Consider the following 23,103-nt stretch of genomic DNA (forward strand, 5'->3'; position numbering starts at 1 on the left):
CCCTTGGTAGAAGTCTATGCCAAAGCTGTCGGCGATAATTCAGCAGGTTATCACAACTGTCTGGTCGCCAATACACGAATCACTGCTGTCAGCCTCATACCTTTTGGGCTGATTTGACGAAGTTGGAACACATACATGGCGCGTTTTTTTAAGCCAGAGAAGAAAAAATCTCTCGATACCAAACACAAATCACTCAAGGTAGAGCGTCTCGATCACCAAGGCGATGGCGTTGCCTTCGAAGGCAAGAAGCCGGTCTTTATCGCGGGTGCATTACCGGGAGAAGAGGTGTTGGCGCAATTGACCGAAGACAAACGTCAATTTGCCCGTGCCAAGCTGATTAAAGTGGTATCGCCGAGCGCAAAACGTGTCGCCCCTTTCTGCAAACTGTATCGCCAGTGCGGTGGTTGCAACCTGCAACACCTTGACCACGATGCACAGATTGCGGCCAAGCAAGATACCTTGTCGCAACTGATGAAGAAGTTCGCTTCGGCAGAATTGGTGCAAGATGCCCCAGTCATCTCCCGTGGTGAAGGCTATCGCCGTCGTGCGCGTTTAAGCGTAAAAGTCAGCAAATCTGGCGAGCTTGAAATGGGCTTTCGTCAGCGTAGCGCAAAAGACATTGTGACGGTTAAGCACTGCCCTGTGTTGGACGCAAAATTAGATGCGCTGCTTCCGCCGCTGTATGACGTCATCAACGCATTGCGTGGCCGCCGCATTATCGGTCACATTGAGCTGGTGGATGCAAACGTGGAGCGCGTTCTTTTAGTGCGTGCGGTGAAGCATTTGCACGACGAAGACGTATCTCGCCTTCAATCCTTCGCAGATGAACATGCGCTGACCTTCTACCTTCAGCAAGGTGATGACGAAACCCAGCGTTTGCGCGGTGAAATGCCTGCATACGGCTTGGACGATCTGACGCTGTCGTTTGAACCTCAAGACTTCATTCAAGTGAACGCGAACATCAATGAGCAGATGATTGCGCAATCACTAGAATGGTTGGCGCTTGAGCCCACAGACAAGGTTCTGGATTTGTTCTGCGGCCTTGGCAACTTCAGTTTGCCGATGGCGAAACACGCGGCTTCTGTTGTGGGTATTGAAGGCGTGGATGCCATGGTGCAACGCGCGAGTGACAACGCACAGCGCAATGCGCTGACAAATGCTGAGTTCTATCACGCCAACCTTGAGCTAGATGCCAAGGACACCGCGTGGGGTAAGCAGCGTTACAGCAAAATTTTACTCGATCCAGCACGTGCTGGCGCTTTAGGGGTTATGCCATATGTGGCACAATCACGCGCTGAGCGAGTGGTCTATGTGTCTTGCAATCCAGCGACGCTGGCAAGAGACAGCCAAGTGTTGCTCGAAAATGGATATAAGTTGGCTAGGTTGGGCATGTTGGACATGTTCCCACACACCGGGCATTTAGAGTCGATGGCGTTATTCGTCAAAGCCTAAACCGCTCGACACCGGCAACCATGAAGGTTGCCGGTTAAAGGATAAGAAAAAACAGGATAGTGAAATGGTCGCAATTCGTGGCGCGCACCTTAATGACAATAAAGAATTTGTTCTTGAAAGCTGGGTAAAAAGCCTAGCGCAAGACTCCGCGGTCTCTCAGGCTCTGACCGATACCTATCATTACTGCCAAACCCTTGGCGATGAAGACACGCTTGCACTGCCGTTGTGGTGTGGACGCGAGATGATAGAGATCCTCGTGACACTGAGTATGGACAAGGAAACGTTGGTATCTGCATTGCTCTTTCCCGTTGTGGAAGAAGGACTGCTGGATAGCGCAACGTTGGCAGAGCACTATGGCGCAACCATTGCCAAGATGGTTGAAGGCGTGCAAGAAATGGCGGCAATCCGTCATTTGAACGCGACAACAGAAGAAGCCGCCACATCCGCACAGGTCGATAATGTTCGACGCATGTTGCTGTCGATGGTGGATGATTTTCGTTGCGTGGTGATAAAGCTGGCTGAACGTATCAGCTACCTTCGCCAAGTGAAAAATGAACCGGATGAGGTTCGACAAGCCGTTGCGAAAGAGTGTGCGAACATTTACGCACCGCTGGCAAACCGCTTGGGTATTGGTCAGCTAAAGTGGGAAATCGAAGATTACGCGTTCCGCTACCAGCACTCGGCAACCTACAAGCAAATCGCCAAGCAACTGGCTGAACGCCGTATTGACCGCGAAGAATACATTGATACCTTCGTGACGGACTTGCAGCAAGCGATGGGTGCATCAAACATCAATGCGCAAGTGTATGGCCGACCAAAACACATCTATAGCATCTGGCGTAAAATGCAGAAGAAGAGTCTCGACTTCGATGAACTCTTCGACGTGCGCGCCGTGCGCATCATTGCAGACCAACTGCAAGATTGTTACGCCGCGCTAGGTGCGGTGCACACCAAATATCGCCACCTTCCCAAAGAGTTCGACGATTACGTCGCGAACCCGAAACCCAACGGTTATCAATCGATTCACACCGTGGTACTCGGGCCGGAAGGAAAAACCGTAGAAATCCAAATCCGCACCAAGCAAATGCATGATGATGCGGAGTTAGGTGTTGCGGCGCACTGGAAGTACAAAGAAGGCGCATCGGCGGGCGGCCGCAGTGGTTACGACGAGAAAATCACTTGGCTGCGTAAACTGCTTGATTGGCAAGAAGAGATGTCTGACTCCGGCGAGATGCTGGATGAGCTTCGAAGCCAAGTCTTCGATGATCGCGTTTACGCCTTTACACCTCGTGGTGATGTGGTTGATTTGCCGATTGGCGCAACCCCGCTCGACTTTGCTTACCACATTCACTCTGAAGTGGGGCACCGCTGCATAGGGACCAAAGTGGAAGGGCGCATTGTGCCGTTCACTTACCACCTGCAAATGGGTGACCAAGTCGAAATCATCACCCAGAAAGAGCCAAACCCGTCGCGCGACTGGTTAAACCCGAGCTTGGGCTTCGTCAATTCGGGGCGTGCTCGCGCCAAGATTAACGCATGGTTCCGTAAGCAATCACGTGAAAAGAACATGATTGCGGGCAAAGAGATCTTGGATGCCGAGCTGGCGAAAATTGGTGCCGTCAGCAAAGATGCTTCGCTGGCGATGAAGCGTTTTAACATGAACAGCTTGGAAGAAGTGTATGCCGGTGTCGGCAGTGGCGACTTGCGCATCAACCAAGTGGTGAATTACATCAACTCCTTGGTCAATAAACCGACCAAGGCAGAAGAAGACCAACAGCTTCGTGAAAAACTCGAGCAGGCCGACACGTCTTCAGCGCCGAAAAAACCGCGTCGCGATGCCGTGGTGGTAGAAGGGGTTGATAACCTGATGACGCATCTTGCGCGCTGCTGTCAGCCCATCCCTGGGGATGTGATTGAAGGGTATGTCACGCAAGGCCGCGGTATTTCCGTTCACCGTGCTGATTGTGAGCAACTGGCAGAGCTTCGCCATCATGCGCCAGAGCGTTTGATTGAAACCGTTTGGGGCGGTGGCTTTGTGGGGAGTTACCAAATCAGTGTGCGCGTGTCTGCGACAGAACGAAATGGGCTCATCAAAGACCTCACCAGCATGCTGACGAATGAAAAAGTGAAAATCGCTGGCATGCAAAGTCGCGTTGATTACAAAAAACAAATGTCGATCATGGACTTTGATTTAGAGCTCAGCGACTTGGAAGTGCTAAGTCGCGTGATAAGCCGATTGGAACAAGTCAAAGACGTGCATGAAGCAAAGCGTCTGCACTGAACAACCAAAACATGAATAAAGGGAAAGCGTTGGCTTTCCCTTTTTCTTTAAAACGACATATTGGCACTGCATACTCGTTTGACGTGAGAAGCGGTGCGTCGTTGATGAAGGATTAAAAAGATGAAAAACACGTCGCGAATGCAAGAATTGCTCGAAATTATGGCCACGCTGCGAGACCCAGAAAACGGCTGCCCGTGGGACAAAAAGCAAACCTTCGACACCATAATTCCTTACACCATCGAAGAAACTTACGAAGTGGCCGATGCGATAGAGCGTAAAAATTGGCCTGATGTACGTGATGAACTGGGCGATCTTCTGTTTCAGATTGTGTTCTATAGTCAACTCGGTAAAGAACAAGGCGACTTCGATTTTGATGATGTCGTGGACGCAATCAGCGAAAAGCTTGTGCGTCGTCACCCCCATGTTTTTGGTGAGAAAGACCAAGATGGGAATCCTCTTGTTGCCGCGGATTGGGAAGGCATCAAAGCCAAGGAGCGGGAATCAAAAGCTGACGCGCCTGAACACGTCAGCGTACTTGATGATGTGCCAAACAGTTTGCCTGCGCTTGGACGCGCCATGAAGTTACAAAAACGTTGTGCGCGCGTTGGTTTTGATTGGGATGCCGTTGGTCCTGTTGCTGAGAAGGTTCATGAAGAGCTCGATGAGGTAATGGAAGAGGCGTTGATGGTGGATGTAGACCAAACGCGCGTCGATGAAGAAATCGGTGATTTATTGTTTGCTGTGGTTAATTTGGCAAGGCACCTCGGCACAAATCCTGAAATTGCGTTGAGGAACGCAAATCGAAAATTCGAAAAGCGTTTTCGCAATGTTGAAACGAAATTACGCGAAAATGATAAAAACTTGCAGGAAAGTGGGCTAGATGAGCTAGAAATGCTTTGGCAAGAAGTGAAACGTGACGAAAGCAACAAAGCACCGTAAATCACTGAATTGATTTACGACAAAAAAAAACGGCGATCTGTGTGATAGTTTTCACGTTGTGGGAAGTTTCGGGCTCTGGTAACATGTCGTCCCGTCCAGATTTCCAATAATTTCCCCTAAATCCAACTCTCAGGTTTAGCATGACAACGAATTACATTTTTGTAACGGGCGGGGTGGTTTCCTCCCTCGGTAAGGGTATTGCAGCAGCGTCTTTGGCAGCAATTTTAGAAGCTCGTGGTCTTAATGTGACCATGATGAAGCTTGACCCATACATCAACTTGGATCCGGGCACGATGAGCCCAACCCAACACGGTGAAGTATTCGTTACGGAAGACGGTGCAGAAACTGACCTAGATTTGGGTCACTACGAGCGTTTCATCCGTACCAAGATGACGAAGCGCAACAACTTCACATCTGGCCGTGTATACGCCGATGTATTGCGCAAAGAGCGTCGTGGTGACTACTTGGGTGCAACCATCCAGGTTATTCCACATATCACCAACTCTATTAAAGAGCGTGTGCTAGCAGGTGGCGAAGGTCACGACGTTGTTATCGTTGAGATCGGCGGCACTGTTGGTGACATCGAGTCATTGCCATTCCTTGAAGCTATCCGTCAAATGGCGGTTGAATTGGGTCGTGAACGTGCCATGTTCATGCACCTGACTCTGGTTCCTTACCTTGCTGCGGCAGGTGAAGTGAAAACCAAGCCTACTCAACACTCAGTAAAAGAATTGCTGTCTATCGGTATTCAACCAGACATTCTGGTTTGCCGTAGCGATCGTGCTATTCCAGCGAATGAACGTGCGAAGATTGCGCTTTTCTGTAACGTACAAGAAAAAGCGGTTATCTCAATGAAGGACGTAGATTCCATCTACAAAATTCCTTCACTTATCCGTTCACAGGGCTTGGATGATCTTGTTTGTCAACGTTTTGGCATTGAAGCGCCTGAAGCAGATCTGACTGAGTGGGAACAAGTTATTTTTGAAGAAGCTAACCCGACCGGTGAAGTTGTTATCGGTATGGTTGGTAAATACATCGAACTGCCAGATGCATACAAATCTGTTAACGAAGCATTGAAGCACGCAGGCCTGAAAAATCGCCTGACAGTGAAAATCAAATACGTTGACTCACAAGATGTAGAAACCAAAGGTGAAGAAGCACTTCACGGTTTGGATGCGATTCTTGTACCAGGTGGCTTCGGCGACCGTGGTGTAGAAGGCAAGATCTTGGCGGCGAAGTTCGCACGTGAAAACAAAATTCCTTACTTGGGCATCTGCCTAGGTATGCAAGTTGCGCTGATCGAATACGCACGTAACGTTGTGGGTATGGAAGGCGCGAACTCTACAGAATTCAACAAAGACAGTAAGTTCCCTGTTGTTGGCCTGATCACTGAGTGGGTTGATGAAGAAGGTAACGTTGAAGAACGTAGCGAAAAATCTGATCTAGGCGGCACCATGCGTCTTGGCGCACAGCTTTGCCACCTAGCTGACGGCACGAAAGCACGTGAATTGTACGGCAATGCCACGATTCATGAGCGTCACCGTCACCGTTATGAAGTAAATAACGTATTGCGTCCGCAAATCGAAAAAGCAGGCTTAGTTGTATCTGGTCTGTCAGCGGACAAAAAGCTGGTTGAGATTATCGAAAACCCTGCGCACCCATGGTTCGTGGCGTGCCAGTTCCACCCTGAATTTACCTCTACGCCACGTGACGGCCATCCGCTATTTGCGGGCTTTGTTGCAGCGGCAGGTAAAAATCAGCGTGGTGAGCTGTAACTGAACAAAGAAGCGGTTGCGATGGTTGTGCGACCGCTTTTTCGCATTTGTAAGCTATTGACATACGAGAGGAAACACAATGTCTAAGATCGTTAAAGTTCTGGGCCGTGAAATCATCGATTCACGTGGTAACCCAACTGTAGAAGCAGAAGTTCACCTAGAAGGTGGTTTCGTTGGTATGGCAGCTGCTCCATCTGGTGCATCTACCGGTTCTCGCGAAGCACTTGAACTGCGTGACGGCGACAAAGCTCGTTTCCTAGGTAAAGGCGTACTAAAAGCAATCGACGCAGTAAACGGCGCAATTGCTAACGCTCTAGAAGGCAAAGACGCGAAAAACCAAGCAGAAATCGACCAAATCATGATCGACTTGGACGGTACTGAGAACAAATCTAAGTTCGGTGCAAACGCAATCCTAGCGGTATCTCTTGCGAACGCAAAAGCGGCAGCAGCTGCTAAAGGCATGCCACTGTACGAGCACATCGCTGAACTAAACGGCACTGCTGGTCAGTTCTCTATGCCTCTACCAATGATGAACATCATCAACGGTGGTGAGCACGCTGACAACAACGTTGACATCCAAGAGTTCATGATTCAGCCAGTTGGCGCTGCAACTCTGAAAGAAGCTGTACGCATGGGTGCGGAAGTATTCCACAACCTAGCGAAAGTATTGAAGTCTAAAGGCTACAACACTGCAGTTGGTGACGAAGGTGGTTTCGCGCCTAACCTTAAGTCTAACGCTGAAGCACTAGAAGTAATCGCAGAAGCTGTTGCTGCTGCTGGCTACGAGCTAGGCAAAGACATCACTCTTGCTATGGACTGTGCAGCATCTGAGTTCTACGACAAAGAAGCTGGCATCTATAACATGAAAGGCGAAGGTAAAACCTTCACTTCAGAAGAGTTCAACCACTACCTAGCAGGTCTAGTTGAGCAATTCCCAATCGTTTCTATCGAAGACGGTCTGGACGAGTCTGATTGGACTGGTTTCAAACACCAAACTGAGCTTCTAGGCGACAAAATTCAGCTAGTGGGTGACGATCTATTCGTTACTAACACTAAGATCCTTGCTGAAGGTATCGAGAAAGGCATCACTAACTCAATCCTGATCAAATTCAACCAAATCGGTTCTCTAACCGAGACTTTGGCTGCGATCAAGATGGCTAAAGACGCTGGTTACACTGCAGTTATCTCTCACCGTTCAGGTGAAACTGAAGATGCAACTATCGCTGACCTAGCAGTAGGTACTGCGGCTGGCCAAATCAAGACGGGTTCTATGAGCCGTTCTGACCGTGTTGCTAAGTACAACCAACTTATCCGTATCGAAGAAGCTCTGGGCGAACGCGCACCTTTCAACGGTCTGAAAGAAGTTAAAGGCCAAGCGTAATCGCTTAGCTCTTCATTCAGTCGGCGATATGCTGATTAAGATATGAAAACGGCTCCCTCGGGAGCCGTTTTTTTGTGTCTGAAAGAAGGAGCGAGAAAGAGCAGGTGCGAGATACGAGAAAGAGCGTTCAGATCAAATGAAGTGCTGGATGCAAGGTTGAGTAGCAATCACTCTAGAAAACTCGAAACTCGAAACTCGAAACTCGCTATTTCTTCGCCAACGCCGGCAAATCCCCGCTTAACCCCAACGCACGCTTAATAAACTGCGTCTTAATGCCCGGCAGTGTCGCTGCGGCCATCAAACCAATACCACGAATCAATTTCTTCGCTGGGTTTTCACCGGCAAACAAATCTCTGAATGCCTGCATCGCAGCAATCATTTGCGCTGCTTCGGTTTTACGCCAGCGTTCAAATGCGCGTAGGTTTGCTTTCTCGCCGATGTCTTTGCCTTCATCGTGAAGGCGCAGGATCTCTTGTGCAAGTGAAGCCGCATCGAGTAAACCAAGGTTAACGCCTTGGCCTGCAAGCGGGTGAATGGTGTGGGCGGCATCGCCAATTAAGGCAACACGCTCAAGCACGAAGTCTCGTGCATAACGCATTTTTAGCGGGAAAGCCGCGCGTTCACCTTCGACGGTACATAGGCCGAGTTTCAGATCAAACGCTGCACTGAGTGCTTTGTTGAACTCTTCGTCTGACAGATTGCAGCGCGTATCGGCAAGCTCTGGTGATTGAGACCACACGATAGAGCAAAGGTGTGGGTCTGAGAGCGGCAAGAAGGCCAATGGGCCATCAGGTGTGAAGATTTGACGTGCAACGCCACCATGAGGCTCTGCGGTGCGAATATTGGCCACGAGTGCATTGTGCCCATAATCCCAATGCGTGAGTGGGATAGAGAGCTGGTTGCGCACCCATGAGTTTGCGCCATCTGCACCCACTACCAATTTGGCGGTGATGGCGTTGCCTGAATCTAGGGTCAACCACGCTTCGGTTTCACCGAACATCATGCTGGCGCATTTGTCGGGGCAAAAGAGCGTCACATTGTGCTGCTGTTTGACTTTATCGAGCAGCGCGAGCTGAATGACGCGGTTTTCGACGATATAGCCAAGGTTGGGTTGCCCCAAATCCATGGCGTCAAATTCGATGGACGCAAAGCTGTCTTGCTCCCACACGGACATTTTTTGATACGGGCTATTGCGACGGTTAAGAATGCCGTTCCACGCACCAATGTTTTTCAAAATGCTTTCACTTGCGCGGCTGAGTGCGGAGACACGAAGGTCGGGCAGGGTGTCGAAATCTGTATTTGGCGCATTGCCTTCAATGATCGCAATGCGCAAATCGCTGTCTTCTAAGGCAGCTGCAAGCGTGAGTCCCACCATGCCGCCACCAATGATTGCGATATCAACGTTCGTCATTTTCATTATCGTTCTACTAATCCCATCGCGCGTTGCAGTAAAGGCGCTTTTAATCCGTGGAATACAGACATACTGGCTAACCCGAGATTTCGACCAAGCGCGAGTGGTGCTGATGTGTTTGAAAAACCGTGTACCAAGCCGGATGTCATCGCGACTGTGCTGTCGCGATCCGGTGTTCTGCGGCGTTGGTAGCGCAGCAGGGTGCTGATGTCACCGCAATCTTCGCCGTCTTGAAACGCCGTGGTGATTTCTTCTGCCAATGACACCACATCACGCAGCCCAAGGTTAAAACCTTGTCCGGCAATCGGGTGCAGCGTTTGAGCAGCATTACCCACAACAGCAACACGATGACTGATGAGCTTGGTAGATTGACGCAAAATCAAGGGGTACATGTTGCGTTGACCGACATGAAGCAGATGACCCAGTCGCCAACCAAACGCTCGCTGCAGGGCATCTAGGAACGCTTTGTCGCCAAGGGCCAATAAACCCGGGGCGTCTTCCGGTGGGACACACCAAACGAGCGAACTGCGCCCTTCAGACATGGGTAACAACGCAAGCGGGCCTGATTGAGTGAAACGCTCAAAGGCACGGCCTTGATGCGGCAGGTTTGTGGTGACGTTCGCAATCAGTGCGACTTGGTGAAAGTCATGCTCGTGACGTTCAATGCCCACCATGTCGCAACAAGAAGATGTTGCCCCGTCAGCGGCCACCAGCAGTTTTGTATGCAGTGTTTGACCATCGTTTAAGGTCAGTGTTACGCCTTCTTGTGCTCGCTCAATTGTCGAGACCATGGCAGGGCAGAACAGGGTGACACCTTTGGCGTCTTCTAAGGCGCGATGAAATACACGTCCTGCATCGGCCAATTCAATGACATTACCAAGGAAGGGAAGGCCTTCTTTTTCGGCATGCATTTCCGTTAAGCCAAAGTGACCTTGGTCGGAGACGTGAATGTTCTTAATGGGCGTAGCAAATGGAGAAAGGGGGTGCCAAATGCCGATGCGTTCGAGCAAGTCGCAACTGCCGTAAGACAGCGCAATACTTCGGGCATCGTAGCCGGGGTGTGCCTTGTCTGGAATGGCGGCTTCGATCACCGCCACCGACAAGCCAGCTTGCGTGTAGTGTTCAATGGCAAGTGCAAGTGTTGCCCCAGCCATGGCGCCACCCACGATGACAACATCAAAATTTGATGTTGTATTGGATGTATCATTTGACGCAGATGTTGACGGCGTACTGGCATCCATTCCTAGGTGTTCTCCATCCTAAAAAGCGTGAAATTAATGAAGCGTTGGTTTGCTGTCTTCGTCGTTACTTGGCTTTAGGCCTAATTCTGCGTGCAATGTCATGGCGCAAACGCGTACGTGCTCGATCACTTGTTCGAACAGCAAAGCTTGTTCTTCCATGTCATCGTCTTCATCGATGCCGAGTTGAGCGATTTCTGCCAAATCTGCCAGCACTTCTTTGCCATCTTCAGACAACGCACCAGACTTAACGCCAACCACACCGATACCGGCGATAAATGCGCTGACCCACTCCGTTAGGGCATCACCACGATCAAGTAGATTTTCGTTGTCAGCAGGCAGTAGCAATTCAAAATCCAAGTCTTCGCCTGTCAATTGCTCAGACGCCAGTTGTACACAAGATGCTGCCAATTCTTTTGATTGAATTGGCCAGCCTTGGCCGTCATTGGTGTAGTCATACAGCATGGGTGCCCAATTCCCGAGCGCAGGATCTAAACCACCACACAGCATGCCTGATAGAAGGCCATGCATTTCTGCGGGGGTTACCGCTAAGCTGTCGGATGACAACGTTGCTGTGATAGTGCTGTATTCGGGTAAAGTTACTTGGGTCACGTTGGGTCACCTTGAATGCCATTAATTCTCTGCTGTATGCTACCACTTCCCCGAATGTCGAAGAACATCTCGCAATAAAAAGTCGCTCACATGCTGAGTTATTTATAATACAGGGGGAGGAATTGCTCTGATTTTCATCACATTGACGACTTTTCGACTGTTCAGTGCGTCGAGTGGCAATCAACAATAGGATAGACTTGAAGTTTAACCTGCCATTTCCTATAGTTTGCGCCCGTTACGTCAGGGCGCGACATCGCGCTTTGAAGGGAGCTCAAAAAAGATTATGACTACGCAGGCTGTTGAAATTCAAATTCTTGGAAAAACCATGCGGGTGAATTGCCCAGCAGGTCAGGAGCAGTCTCTTACTGAGGCGGCAAATGACTTTGATCAGCGGTTGCATGAATTGTCTGAGCGCACTAAAGTAACGAATACGGAGCAACTGCTCACCATCGCTGCTTTGAACATTTGCTATGAACTTCGTGAAGAACGAAAGAAAAGCGTAAGCGATACAAGTGAAATGGAACAGCGTATCATGCTGTTGCAACAAACGATTGAAGAGGCGTTGTTGAAACACAGCGCGTCGAAAGCCTAAGGGCTGCACCCGTTTGACCCTGGAGTGTACGTCAGTGGATCTATGTCCCTGAGCCGATAAGCAAATTTAAGGATGTGTCGTTATTGGGCTATTGAGCAAGCTCGGCTCGTACCGAGAAGCCTACGGTCTGTTCTTCATATCCGCCTTGAACCGCAGGGTTCAAGGGCTGTCGATCCCCAACGGCACTCCGGGGCCATCCCTTCTTACCTTATCTCGCTTTACGGCAAGGACAGCCGATGCAAGAGACATCCCCTTCGATGATTCAACGCGCCGCGTTGAGAAAATCTACCCGCGCTAAGCGACAAGCATTATCGCAAGACCAACAACAACGCGCCGCCGCCGATCTTCTCGCGCATTTCAAATCGGTTGATGACATCCAGCGTGCACGCAAGATTTCGCTCTATTTGTCTGTTGACGGTGAATTAGACACGACGCCGCTGATAGAGCATTGCTGGTCGTTGAATAAAGACGTGTATTTGCCTGTCATTCATCCGTTCAGCAAAGGCAACTTGCTGTTTCTTCACTACCACCCCCACTCAGTGCTAGTGCCAAACCGCTTTGGTATTTTAGAGCCTCAATTAGACGTGCGAGATGTGCTGCCTGCGCATCGACTTGATGTGATTTGCACACCGCTCGTGGCGTTCGATGAAACCGGTCAACGATTGGGTATGGGCGGTGGTTACTACGACAGAACGTTAGCACCTTGGTTTGAAGCAAAGCAGGGGGCGAAACCCATCGGCCTTGCGCACGATTGCCAGCAAGTAGACGCTTTACCCGTCGAAGCATGGGATGTACCGTTGCCTCAAATCCTGACACCATCTCGCGTTTGGACATGGTGATGTTTGTTCATCATTTCTGTCACCTTTTAACCGCTGAATAGAACGGGATCTCGCACCGGAAAAAGCTGCGCGCGTTGCGTCTCGATCTGTATAATCATCGGCATATTTCCCCTACGAATCCAAATTAGCAGGAGACTCTCATGAATCAGGATGAAATGAAAAAAGCGGCTGGCTGGGCTGCATTGGAATATGTAACCAAAGACAGCATCGTAGGTGTTGGTACTGGCTCAACCGTTAATCACTTCATCGATGCGTTAGAGACAATGAAAGATCAAATCAAAGGTACAGTATCGAGCTCTGTGGCGTCGACAGAACGTCTGGAGAAAATCGGTATTCCTGTGTTTGATGCGAACGAAGTGGCGTACTTGGATATCTATGTTGATGGTGCGGATGAAATCAATCCGAGCAACGACATGATCAAAGGCGGTGGCGCAGCGTTAACCCGCGAGAAAATTGTCGCGGCAATCTCTAAGCAATTTATCTGCATCATTGATGATTCAAAGAAAGTCGATGTGCTTGGTAACTTCCCTCTGCCCGTTGAAGTGATCCCAATGGCGCGTTCATACGTGGGTCGTGAATTGGTGAAACTGGGTGGCGATCCTTGTTACCGCGAAGGTTGCATCACAGATAACGGCAATGTCATCCTTGATGTTCACAACCTTGAAATCACCGATGCGAAAGCCCTAGAAGACAAGATTAATGCGATTGCCGGTGTTGTTACCGTGGGTCTATTTGCAAACCGTGGTGCAGATGTTGTGCTTGAAGGCACACCGAACGGTGTTGTTAAAAGCTAAAAATGCTTTAGCTCGCAAGCCTTTAGCTCCCCACTTTTTTTGATGGATTAGCCAAACGTTTGCGTCTAAGTAACTCAATGAGTTAGCGGTGCTATTTCAGCACCGTTTTTTTTCGCCTATATGACGTAATATTCTTACCCTTTCTGAACACTTTTTGTTACCTTAGTCACTAATTGATGCCATCTGGATGGCGAAAACCGATTTTCTAGTTCTGGTTTTGTTTTTAAGGATGAAATTTCCCATGGCTAAAGTGTCACTTGAAAAAGACAAAATAAAGATCCTTCTTCTTGAAGGTGTTCACCCATCTGCTCTAGAAGTGCTTCAAGGTGCTGGTTACAGCAACATTGAGTACCACAAAGGTTCCCTTTCTGGCGAAGAGCTCGAAAAAGCCATTGAAGACGCACACTTTGTGGGCATTCGCTCCCGCACTCAGCTGACTGAAGACGTTTTCCAAAAAGCGAAGAAGCTGATTGCTGTTGGTTGTTTCTGCATCGGTACGAACCAAGTTGACCTTACTGCAGCAGCGAAGCGTGGTATTCCTGTCTTCAACGCCCCATTCTCTAATACACGTAGCGTTGCAGAGTTAGTGTTGGGTGAAATTCTTCTGCTACTTCGTGGCATTCCAGCGAAAAACGCAGCGGCGCACCGTGGCGAGTGGATTAAATCGGCTGATCGTTCATTCGAAGCGCGTGGTAAAAACCTTGGCATCATCGGTTACGGTCACATTGGTACGCAATTGGGTATCTTGGCTGAAAACCTCGGTATGCGCGTTTTCTTCTATGACATTGAAAACAAGCTGACATTGGGTAATGCAACCCAAGTGGCATCAATGTCAGAGCTGCTGAACAAGAGTGATGTCATCACCCTGCACGTGCCTGAGACGGATTCAACACAAGACATGATGGGCAGCGAAGAGTTTGCTCGCATGAAGCCTGGCGCGATTTTCATTAACGCAGCGCGTGGCACTGTGGTTGATATTGATGCGCTGTGTGGTGCGCTTGAAAGCGGTCACATTGGTGGTGCGGCAGTGGATGTATTCCCAACCGAACCAAAAACCAACAGCGACCCGTTTGAGTCACCGCTGCAAGCGTATGACAACGTGATCCTTACGCCGCACATTGGTGGTTCTACGCATGAAGCGCAGGAAAACATCGGTATTGAAGTGATCGGCAAGATGGTGAAGTACTCAGACAATGGTTCAACGCTGTCTTCAGTTAACTTCCCTGAGGTGTCACTACCTGAGCACTCAGGTACGTCTCGTTTGCTTCATATCCACGAAAACAGACCGGGCATCCTGACAAAGATCAACACCATCTTTGCAGAGGAAGGCATCAACATCGCAGGTCAGTACCTGCAAACCAATGCTGAATACGGTTATGTTGTGATTGACGTCGAAACTGAGCATTCAGAGAAGGCGCTTAAGAAGCTGAAAGCGATCGAAGGCACCCTTCGTTCACGTATTCTTCACTGATTCACTTGTTTGTTCCCCCAACAAACAGTCCAAAGGCCGCGAAAGCGGCCTTTTTTCTGCGTTGAGCTTTTGCTCACTGTTTGTTGCGTAGAGTTACTCGCCTAGCGCAAACACCACTTCAACGCGATCTCGAATGGTGATTTCTGCATCCATGTATGAGGCATTGGCGCTTTCTGCTTTAGCCATGCGCATGGTAACAGGACGGGAAGGGCTCTGATCCATGTAACGAATCTCCCACACACCGTTCAGGGTTTCACCGAACCCAGACGCGAGTGATTCTGCTTTGGCTTTCGCATCTTTGATGGCAGCCATACGGGCTTTTTCTTTCAGTTCTGCTTCTTTGCTTGATGAGAATGAAATGCCATTTACGCGGTTAACGCCGTCGCTCAGTGCGCCATCAAGAATGCTGTTTAGCTTCGTCAACTCTGAAATCGTGACGGCCACGTTACGGCTGGCACGGTAGCCTGTCAGCTTTGGCTCCCCGTTTTTCGGGTAACTGTATTGTGGCTGCAGAGACAAGTTAGCGCTTTCAACGTCTTTCTTATTGATCCCCATTTTCTCGAGGCGTTCAAGCAATGCTGTGACGGCGTCGTCCGATGCTTTTTTCGCTGCTTTTGCTGATGTGCGTGTGAGCGTTACAGCAACCTGAATGTTTGCAGTATCGGGTGTAACAACAACTTCGCCAATCCCGACGGTTTCTAAATGCGGAAACTCAGGTGTTGCAGCAGAAGCGAAAGAAGAAGAAAGCGCAACAGTGGCGCCAATCAGTGTAGCAATCAGATGCTTTTTCATTGAAATGCTTCCATTAAGTGATGAGTCAGCGGTATGACCACGTCTCTCGTTAAAATATCCCGATGATGATAAAAGATATTGGCGTTTGCACATTATGCCAGCACGTTGCGCGCATAACGTAAACAGGCATCCGTCATTTCTGCCAGTACGCCACTCTCGGTTGTAAAATGGTGCCAGTAAAGTTGACGAGTGACGCCATCTCCAGGACACAAATCAATAAGCTCGCCTGCACGTAATTCCTGCTCAATTTGAAGCCGCGGAATCAAACAGTAGGCGACACCAAGTTTGGCCATTTTTACAAATGCTTCAGAGGACCGAACCATATGGCTTCGCCAGCCAACCGTTGGCAGGTTGAAGCGCTCTGAAACAAACAGTGTGTGCATATCATCGAGGCGATCGAACACCACTGCTGGGGCTTTGCTCACGGTTCCAGCATTCATGCCATTGGGGAAAAAGCGTGCTTTGAATGCGGGCGTGGAGACACATAAGTACTCCATGTTGCCGAGGCATTGTGCTGAACATCCATGCAGAGGGTTAGGCTCGGTGCTAATGGCGACCACAGCCTCCCCCGATCGAATACGGTTCAAGCTTCGAACTTCATCATCAACAATTAAACTCAACTCAAGTGCTTGGGCATTCATTAGGGGGGTCAGCGCGGGCAATAGCCACGTGGCGAGGCTGTCGGCATTGGTTGCGATTGGCACGGTCACCGCATGGGATTGGCCTTCAGGCATTAACTCAGGAATCAACTCTTGCTCTAGCAACTGAACGCGTTGATGAAGACCAAGCAGTTTTCTTCCGATCGCTGTGGGCTGGGGCGGGTTCTCTCGGATCAATACGGGTTGTGCGACCAACTTTTCAAGTTGCTTGATACGCTGTGACACGGCGGATTGCGTGATGAAAAGTGTGTCTGCCGCTTTTTCAAAACTGCCACTGGCGATCACGGCATCCAGCGCGGCAACCCAACGGTAATCGAGTCCTTTCATTTCAGCGTCCTTGGAATAGGTCAGCCATGCGGGTTAGCGATCTTATAAAAGCATGGCGGTATGTTTATTTGTATTAGCAACTCTAATGTAGCATTAAATTTATTAGTTTTACTTACATCCGCGTCACTCTTATCGTGTGGCTTCATCAAGGCCGAAGTCAGAAGGATGTCGATTCATGAGCAGCACCATTATTCTCCAAGGGTTTGGCCTAGGGCTTAGCATGATCATCCCGATTGGCGCTCAAAATGCGTATGTGCTTAACCAAGGCATTCGTCGACATCATCATGTTGTGACGGCCACGATTTGTTTTCTTTGCGATGCCATTTTGATTGCGTTAGGGATCTTTGGTGGCGGTGCCATGTTGGCGAGCAACGCGTTGCTGCTCAATATCGTGACAATTGGCGGCGTGGCTTTCCTCGTGACGTACGCCCTGCAATCGTTATATCGCGCTTGGAAAGGTGAGAAAGACGATATGCCAGAAGGAGATCATGTCAGTCGAAGAAGTATGATCGCTGTTGTGCTCGGTGCACTTGCGGTTACTGTTCTCAACCCGCATGTGTATCTTGATACCGTGGTGGTTTTAGGGTCGATTGGCGGTCAGTTTGAGCCTTCACAGCGTATCGCGTTTGCGATGGGGACTGTGCTCGCGTCTTTTGTTTGGTTTTATGGCATTTCTTTAGGCGCGGCGAAAATGTCCCCGGTATTGTCACGCCCACGTATGCGTCAGGCGATTGATATTTTGGTGGCAGCGATGATGTTGTATGTTGCATTCTTATTGATGCAAAAATGGTTAGCGGGGTGATAAGGAATGAACCAAGAAGCGCTTAATGACATTTTTCAGCGCAACGTCTCACTCATGGAAGCGTGTGGTGTGACTTATGAGCAGTGGCAGCACGAACCTATTTTAGATTTTGATACCGATCTTAGGGTCGGGGAGCAATTGGGCTGGACGGCAACGCCGACCAAGAGCTTGTTTCTGCGTTTTAAGTCTGGCGATTTTGCGTTGCTTCTAACGCACAAGAACGCCCGGTTAGACACCAAGCGTGTGAAGGCGCTGATGGGGCAACGTCCCTCTATCGCGTCTGATGATGAAATGATTGCGGCCATTGGTTGTGTACCGGGTGCAGTATGCCCATTTGGTTTACCTGAAGACATTCATGTGATTTTGGATGAAAGCCTGCTGTCTTTCGAGTCACTCATGTATACACCGGGGTTGCCTGAGTTCACCTTTGCATTCCCTGCGGCCCATTTAACGGCGTTATTGGATGCGCTGCCTAATCCGATTTTGCGTTTGCCTCTGCTGGAAAGCCTATCGCCCTCAAACAGTTAGGCTTCTATCTTGATAGCTATTTCTCATGCCGCGTCCTTTAGGCGCGGTGCTGCTACCGATTCCTTCATCTCTTCCTATTCCCTGAACAAGATAAATGACCTCTGCGCGGGGTAGGCTGTCCAATTTGTTGATATCTGCATGATTGTCTTTGCCATTGCTGGTGTGAAAGAGGCGAATGTGGGATTATTGCCGACTATTATTGAAGAATATTTCTGTATTAGCGCATCATTCGATAAACCATGTGCAGGTGACGTAGGGAGGTCAATCCAGTGCGAATGTTAACACTCAGCTTATTTGTGTTATTTGGTTGGCTTCAGTATCACCTGTGGTGGGGCAAGAACGGCATAACGGATTACCTCGAAGTAAGTGCGGTGTCTGAATTGGCCATTCAAGCGAATGACAAACTTCATCAGCGCAATCAACAGATGTATGCAGAAATCGCCGATCTCAAACGCGGGCAAGAAGCGATTGAAGAGCGTGCTCGCAATGAGCTGGGAATGATCAAACCGGGAGAAACCTTCTTCCGTATCGTCAACGATTAACCCACGCCCGCCTTTACAAAAAAACGAAGAGAATCATGAATACCCCGGCCAGTGATGAAAAAGCGCGTGCGTCACACACTCCCGTATCTGACGTGGTAGCGATTGTGCCCGCCGCAGGGGTAGGAAAGCGCATGCGTGCCGCTTGCCCGAAACAATACCTCACCATTAATGACAAAACCTTACTTGAGCACACGGTGCACTATTTGTTGGCGCACCCATCCATTTCTCAAGTGGTTGTTGCAATTGGTGCGGAAGACGAATATTTCCAAGACACGTCATTAGTGAATGATGAGCGTGTGATAGTGACAACTGGTGGCGCTGAACGCGCAGACTCAGTGCTCGCAGGGCTCAAAGCCACAAACGCAACATGGGTGATGGTGCACGACGCGGCAAGGCCGTGTGTTCGCCATGACGATATTGATGCGCTGATCCTTGCTGCTGCCGAACACCAAGACGGTGCGCTGTTGGCGTGCCCTGTGCGCGATACCATGAAGCGTGGCAATAGCGAAAACGGTGTAGATAGCACGGTTTGCCGTGAACAGCTTTGGCACGCCTTAACGCCACAGATGTTTAAACGTGAGTCGCTGTTTACGGCATTAGAGTCGGCGCTTGCGCGCGCACTTGCAGTAACAGATGAAGCGTCTGCCATTGAATTTGCGGGTGGCTCACCGAAATTAGTGGTGGGGCATGCGGATAACATTAAAGTCACTCAACCTGAAGATTTAGCATTAGCCGCGTTTTTCCTAACACAACGTGCCGCTCAGGGTTGAGATAAAGAGGACAGTTTATGATGCGTATTGGACACGGTTTTGACGTTCACAAGTTTGGCGGTGAAGGCCCAATCATTATTGGCGGTGTCGCAGTGCCTTATGAACAAGGTTTGATTGCGCATTCTGATGGTGATGTCGCGCTACATGCAGTGTGTGATGCATTGTTAGGTGCCATTGCCGCGGGCGATATTGGTCGCCATTTCCCTGATACAGACGCAGAGTGGGAAGGGGCAGATAGCCGTTTTCTGCTTCGCGACGTTTACGCAAAAGTGAAAGTGAAAGGATACATTCTCGGCAACCTTGACGTGACCATCATGGCGCAAGCGCCAAAAATGGCACCGCACATTGATGCAATGTGTGCGGTGATCGCGCAAGACCTCGAAACGGACATCAGCAATATTAATGTGAAAGCGACTACCACGGAGCGCCTTGGCTTTACTGGCCGAAAAGAAGGCATTGCTTGTGAAGCGGTAGTTATTATCCGCAAGGAATCCTATGACTGATGTAATGCATTCGCTGGCTTACCAACACGGTAAACCGACAGCGACAGGCCGTTTAAAAGCCAAACCTGAACACTTTTTTGTCAGTGAAACCCTCGACTTCACCCCAGCAGGTCACGGTGAGCATTTCTTGGTTCGCATTCGTAAAATCGGTGAAAACACCAAGTACGTGGCCAATGAATTGGCAAAAGCGTGTGGCGTGAAATCTCGCGATGTGAGCTGGGCGGGTCTTAAAGATCGCCACGCTGTTACCGAGCAATGGTTTAGCGTTCACTTGCCAGGGCAAGATGACCCTGACTTGACTGAATTTGTTGATACCCATGAAGGCGTCGATGCCATTCTTGAAACGACGCGTCACGACAAAAAATTGCGCCCAGGTGATTTGATCGGTAACCGCTTCTCGCTAGTGATCACAGATTTTACTGGTGATGCCGCGATAGACGCGCGTCTAAGCAACATTCGCGACAAAGGTGTACCAAACTATTTTGGCAGCCAGCGATTTGGCCGTAATGGCAACAATGTCGTTTCAGCCCGTGAGTGGGGACAAGATAAGTTCCGTGTCCGTGACAAAAGCAAGCGCAGCTTCTATTTGTCTGCTGCACGCTCATACATGTTTAACCAAGTGTTGTCGGCTCGTATAGAGCAAGGCATGACGCACACGCCAATGCGCGGCGATATGCTGATTGATAACACTGAACATCTTAAATTGGTGCTAGACACCGATAAAGCGACTGAGCTGCTTGAAAAAGGCCACTGGTTAATTTCAGGCCCAATGACCGGTGACAACGCGTTGCCGACAGAAGCCGATGCGCGAAAATTTGAGCAAAACATCATTGATCAGGAACCTGATTTGCTAGCGGTTATTCGCAGCAATCGCATGCGTCACGACCGCCGTGCACTGATGTTATTTCCACAAGATATGGAATGGACGTGTGAAAAAGACACGTTAACAGTCTCATTCTCATTGCCTGCAGGTAGCTTTGCTACAGCAGTCATGCGAGAAGTGATTGAGGAATCAATGGATGAAGAATTCGATGCACATTCTGATCAGTAATGACGATGGCGTATTTGCCGAAGGGATCAATGTACTGGCAGAGGTTCTGTCAGACATCGCAACGGTGACTGTGGTAGCGCCCGATCGCAACCGTTCTGGTGCGTCTAATTCACTGACGCTTGAAAACCCGCTTCGCATGCGCGAAGTGGGTGAGCGTCGCTACGCGGTACAAGGAACACCAACCGACAGCGTGCACATTGCGCTAAATGAGTTGGTGAAAGAAGACGTCGACTTCGTGATCGCAGGCATAAACCATGGCGCAAACCTCGGTGATGACGTGCTTTATTCCGGCACTGTTGCGGCGGCGACGGAAGGCTTCTTCCTTGGTGCACCAGCGATTGCTGTTTCATTGTGTGGTTCTACGCACTTTGCTACAGCGGCTGAAGTGGTGAAGCAAGTGGTATTGGGTGACAAAACACAGCCCTTACCGCGCAACCGAATTTTGAACATTAACGTGCCTGATTGTGCGCTGAATGAACTACAAGGTTGGCAAGTCACTCGCCTAGGCGCAAGACACCGTGCTGAAGGTATGATCCGAGAAAAAGACCCAAGAGGTCAGGATATCTTATGGATTGGCCCTCCGGGCGCGACGCAAGATGCAGGCCCTGGTACTGATTTCTATGCCATTGAAAATAAATGTGTCTCTTTAACACCCCTACAAGTCGATTTAACAGCGCATGATACCTTGGATGCGTTGTCGCAATGGGTTAGCTCCACGACGAATAATTAAGGATATTATTAGTGAATTATTCGCATTCACTTATTCAACTATTGCAACAACAAGGGATCACTGACGCAAACGTGCTCGATGCTATCAGCCGTCTACCTCGTCATGTGTTTGTCTCTGAAGCAATGGCGCATCAAGCCTACGACAACAATGCCTTACCAATAGGTTTCGGCCAGACTATCTCTCAGCCCTACATCGTGGCGAAGATGACAGCGTTATTGAACCTGACACACAGTAGTCGTGTTCTCGAAGTCGGAACAGGATCGGGCTTTCAGACATGTGTGCTAGCGCAACTGGTTGAGCATGTTTATTCTGTGGAGCGAATTAAGCAGCTACAAATGGTTGCTAAACGCCGTTTTAAACAGTTTGAGCTCTATAATATTTCCACCAAGCACGGTGATGGCTGGCAGGGATGGGCAAGCAAAGGTCCTTTTGATGCAATCATTGTGACAGCGGCTGCAGCAAGCATGCCTAAAGCGCTGTGTGAGCAACTTGCCGACGGTGGGACATTGATCGTACCTGTTGGTGAAACAGAACAAGTTTTGTACAAAGTAATGCGTAATGGCGATGAGTTTGAAACAACAGCAATCGAAGCTGTGCGTTTCGTCCCACTTGTCGCTGGTGATTTGGCTTAGGTATCGTCAAGTGGTTGGGGTTTCAATTCAGTTGAAAGTTCTAGTTTTTCTTTCATTGTTGGTATTTCTCACCGCTTGCACAGTCTCAAGTCCGGCACCTGTTTCAAGTGTCGGACCGGACTATGGTGAAATTGAGCGCGGAAGCTACAGAGGCAGCTATTACGAGGTCCAGAAAGGCGACACCCTGTACTATATTGCATACGTTACGGACAGGGACGTTAAAGAAATTATCAATGCAAACAACCTCAAACAACCGTACACCATCTTCCCCGGCCAGAAGCTAAACTTGTGGAAGCAAAAGTACGTCCCGCCTACGTATGGCAAGAAATCCCAAGTCCCTGTTGTACCGATAGTACCTGTTGCACCGCCTCCCACACCCGTAACAGCATCATCGTCTAAATCAGCAGAAAAGAATCAAAAAACTGCTCCGCAAATTAAGTCTGGAACTGGTTCTCAAAACAATAAATCGGTTGAACAGCAAAAAGCGAAGGAGTACAGTCAACCTGTAACAAAAAATAAACCATCTGTTGAAAAAACTGCTAACAAGCCTAAAGCGCAACAAGCGGTGTCATGGCAATGGCCTGCTCGCGGACGAGTCATCTCTGGATTTTCTAGTTCTGAATTAGGGAATAAAGGTATCGATATCGCCGGTAAGCGAGGTCAGAGCATTCATGCATCAGGTGATGGAAAAGTTGTGTATGCGGGCAACGCGTTACGTGGATACGGCAATTTAATCATCATTAAGCACAATGATGATTACCTAAGCGCTTATGCACACAATGACCGCATTTTTGTTTCGGAACGACAGAGCGTCAAGAAGGGGCAAAAAATAGCTTCGATGGGTAGCTCTGGTACGAACAGTGTCCGGTTGCACTTTGAGATACGTTATAAGGGAAAATCGGTTAATCCGTTGAGGTACTTGCCCAAACGGTAGACCGTGACAGTTTTGCTGTACTGTCTTGCTTGCTACGCCAAATTGGGA

Annotated in this window: 23 protein-coding genes and 1 other RNA gene; 19 read left to right on the forward strand and 5 right to left on the reverse strand. The window is 49.3% G+C overall.

Annotation, left to right across the window (positions count from 1 at the left end):
* Positions 1 to 135 precede the first annotated feature (135 nt).
* The 5 genes from rlmD to eno all read left to right on the forward strand — a co-directional run bounded on the left by rlmD (position 136) and on the right by eno (position 7,828).
* On the forward strand, positions 136 to 1,452 hold the full coding sequence (gene rlmD / locus EQP46_RS18795; RefSeq protein WP_129495109.1) for a 23S rRNA (uracil(1939)-C(5))-methyltransferase RlmD: 1,317 nt from the start codon (positions 136 to 138) through the stop codon (positions 1,450 to 1,452).
* A gap of 64 nt (positions 1,453 to 1,516) precedes the next feature.
* On the forward strand, positions 1,517 to 3,733 hold the full coding sequence (gene relA, locus EQP46_RS18800; RefSeq protein ID WP_129495110.1) for a GTP diphosphokinase: 2,217 nt from the start codon (positions 1,517 to 1,519) through the stop codon (positions 3,731 to 3,733).
* Positions 3,734 to 3,853: 120 nt separating this feature from the next.
* The gene (mazG, locus tag EQP46_RS18805) at positions 3,854 to 4,672 is read left to right on the forward strand and encodes a nucleoside triphosphate pyrophosphohydrolase (RefSeq protein WP_129495111.1); all 819 of its coding nucleotides are present in this window, start codon (positions 3,854 to 3,856) and stop codon (positions 4,670 to 4,672) included.
* A 140-nt stretch (positions 4,673 to 4,812) separates the two neighbouring features.
* A complete protein-coding gene (locus tag EQP46_RS18810; protein WP_129495112.1) occupies positions 4,813 to 6,447 on the forward strand; it encodes a CTP synthase in 1,635 nt (544 codons plus the stop codon).
* Between the two features lie 79 nt (positions 6,448 to 6,526).
* Positions 6,527 to 7,828: a phosphopyruvate hydratase gene (gene eno / locus EQP46_RS18815; protein WP_129495113.1), complete on the forward strand. Its 1,302-nt coding sequence runs from the start codon at positions 6,527 to 6,529 to the stop codon at positions 7,826 to 7,828.
* 205 nt (positions 7,829 to 8,033) lie between these two features.
* On the opposite strand, the gene EQP46_RS18820 is transcribed toward eno, so the two are convergent.
* Genes EQP46_RS18820 through EQP46_RS18830 form a run of 3 tightly spaced genes read right to left on the reverse strand, consistent with a single transcriptional unit; the run spans position 8,034 to position 11,089 of the window.
* Complete coding sequence (locus EQP46_RS18820) at positions 8,034 to 9,245, reverse strand: FAD-dependent 2-octaprenylphenol hydroxylase (RefSeq protein WP_129495114.1); 1,212 nt, start codon at positions 9,243 to 9,245, stop codon at positions 8,034 to 8,036.
* A complete protein-coding gene (gene ubiH / locus EQP46_RS18825; RefSeq protein WP_129495115.1) occupies positions 9,245 to 10,480 on the reverse strand; it encodes a 2-octaprenyl-6-methoxyphenyl hydroxylase in 1,236 nt (411 codons plus the stop codon). Before ubiH ends, EQP46_RS18820 begins: the two co-directional genes overlap by 1 nt.
* A gap of 33 nt (positions 10,481 to 10,513) precedes the next feature.
* Positions 10,514 to 11,089 (reverse strand): YecA/YgfB family protein, encoded by a 576-nt coding sequence (locus tag EQP46_RS18830; RefSeq protein WP_129495116.1) that lies wholly within the window; start codon positions 11,087 to 11,089, stop codon positions 10,514 to 10,516.
* Positions 11,090 to 11,372: 283 nt separating this feature from the next.
* On the opposite strand from EQP46_RS18830, the gene zapA reads away from it, so the two are divergent.
* The 5 genes from zapA to serA all read left to right on the forward strand — a co-directional run bounded on the left by zapA (position 11,373) and on the right by serA (position 14,785).
* The gene (gene zapA / locus EQP46_RS18835; RefSeq protein WP_129495117.1) at positions 11,373 to 11,681 is read left to right on the forward strand and encodes a cell division protein ZapA; all 309 of its coding nucleotides are present in this window, start codon (positions 11,373 to 11,375) and stop codon (positions 11,679 to 11,681) included.
* A 13-nt stretch (positions 11,682 to 11,694) separates the two neighbouring features.
* A non-coding RNA gene (ssrS, locus tag EQP46_RS18840) (6S RNA) lies at positions 11,695 to 11,879 on the forward strand.
* 38 nt (positions 11,880 to 11,917) lie between these two features.
* Positions 11,918 to 12,520, forward strand: a complete 603-nt coding sequence (locus tag EQP46_RS18845) for a 5-formyltetrahydrofolate cyclo-ligase (RefSeq protein WP_129495118.1) — start codon at positions 11,918 to 11,920, stop codon at positions 12,518 to 12,520.
* A gap of 140 nt (positions 12,521 to 12,660) precedes the next feature.
* A complete protein-coding gene (gene rpiA / locus EQP46_RS18850) occupies positions 12,661 to 13,314 on the forward strand; it encodes a ribose-5-phosphate isomerase RpiA (RefSeq protein WP_129495119.1) in 654 nt (217 codons plus the stop codon).
* A 241-nt stretch (positions 13,315 to 13,555) separates the two neighbouring features.
* Positions 13,556 to 14,785, forward strand: coding sequence for a phosphoglycerate dehydrogenase (gene serA / locus EQP46_RS18855; RefSeq protein WP_129495120.1), 1,230 nt, complete (start codon positions 13,556 to 13,558; stop codon positions 14,783 to 14,785).
* Between the two features lie 93 nt (positions 14,786 to 14,878).
* Here serA and EQP46_RS18860 read toward each other — a convergent pair whose 3' ends face one another.
* Both EQP46_RS18860 and EQP46_RS18865 read right to left on the reverse strand, forming a co-directional pair.
* Positions 14,879 to 15,577: an oxidative stress defense protein gene (locus EQP46_RS18860; RefSeq protein ID WP_129495121.1), complete on the reverse strand. Its 699-nt coding sequence runs from the start codon at positions 15,575 to 15,577 to the stop codon at positions 14,879 to 14,881.
* A gap of 92 nt (positions 15,578 to 15,669) precedes the next feature.
* Positions 15,670 to 16,563, reverse strand: coding sequence for a LysR family transcriptional regulator ArgP (locus EQP46_RS18865; RefSeq protein ID WP_129495122.1), 894 nt, complete (start codon positions 16,561 to 16,563; stop codon positions 15,670 to 15,672).
* A gap of 175 nt (positions 16,564 to 16,738) precedes the next feature.
* Here EQP46_RS18865 and EQP46_RS18870 point away from each other — a divergent pair, with 175 nt between their 5' ends.
* From EQP46_RS18870 to nlpD, 9 genes are all read left to right on the forward strand, one after another.
* Positions 16,739 to 17,365: a LysE/ArgO family amino acid transporter gene (locus EQP46_RS18870; RefSeq protein ID WP_129495123.1), complete on the forward strand. Its 627-nt coding sequence runs from the start codon at positions 16,739 to 16,741 to the stop codon at positions 17,363 to 17,365.
* Positions 17,366 to 17,371: 6 nt separating this feature from the next.
* A complete protein-coding gene (locus tag EQP46_RS18875; protein ID WP_129495124.1) occupies positions 17,372 to 17,893 on the forward strand; it encodes a YbaK/EbsC family protein in 522 nt (173 codons plus the stop codon).
* 269 nt (positions 17,894 to 18,162) lie between these two features.
* On the forward strand, positions 18,163 to 18,435 hold the full coding sequence (gene ftsB / locus EQP46_RS18885) for a cell division protein FtsB (protein WP_167482781.1): 273 nt from the start codon (positions 18,163 to 18,165) through the stop codon (positions 18,433 to 18,435).
* 35 nt (positions 18,436 to 18,470) lie between these two features.
* Complete coding sequence (gene ispD / locus EQP46_RS18890; RefSeq protein ID WP_129495125.1) at positions 18,471 to 19,205, forward strand: 2-C-methyl-D-erythritol 4-phosphate cytidylyltransferase; 735 nt, start codon at positions 18,471 to 18,473, stop codon at positions 19,203 to 19,205.
* Positions 19,206 to 19,225: 20 nt separating this feature from the next.
* On the forward strand, positions 19,226 to 19,708 hold the full coding sequence (ispF, locus tag EQP46_RS18895; protein ID WP_192545531.1) for a 2-C-methyl-D-erythritol 2,4-cyclodiphosphate synthase: 483 nt from the start codon (positions 19,226 to 19,228) through the stop codon (positions 19,706 to 19,708).
* Complete coding sequence (truD, locus tag EQP46_RS18900) at positions 19,701 to 20,759, forward strand: tRNA pseudouridine(13) synthase TruD (protein WP_129495127.1); 1,059 nt, start codon at positions 19,701 to 19,703, stop codon at positions 20,757 to 20,759. Before ispF ends, truD begins: the two co-directional genes overlap by 8 nt.
* Positions 20,740 to 21,489 carry a 5'/3'-nucleotidase SurE gene (gene surE / locus EQP46_RS18905; protein WP_129495166.1) on the forward strand — a complete coding sequence of 250 codons (750 nt, stop codon included), beginning with the start codon at positions 20,740 to 20,742 and terminating at the stop codon, positions 21,487 to 21,489. The genes truD and surE overlap by 20 nt, the downstream gene beginning before the upstream one ends.
* A gap of 11 nt (positions 21,490 to 21,500) precedes the next feature.
* Positions 21,501 to 22,121, forward strand: coding sequence for a protein-L-isoaspartate(D-aspartate) O-methyltransferase (locus tag EQP46_RS18910; RefSeq protein WP_129495128.1), 621 nt, complete (start codon positions 21,501 to 21,503; stop codon positions 22,119 to 22,121).
* Between the two features lie 31 nt (positions 22,122 to 22,152).
* Entirely contained in the window at positions 22,153 to 23,055 is a 903-nt protein-coding gene (nlpD, locus tag EQP46_RS18915; protein WP_129495167.1) for a murein hydrolase activator NlpD, read from the forward strand.
* The last annotated feature ends 48 nt before the right edge of the window (positions 23,056 to 23,103 follow it).

It is taken from the genome of Enterovibrio baiacu (assembly GCF_004120195.1).
Classification (GTDB): Bacteria; Pseudomonadota; Gammaproteobacteria; order Enterobacterales; family Vibrionaceae; genus Enterovibrio; species Enterovibrio baiacui.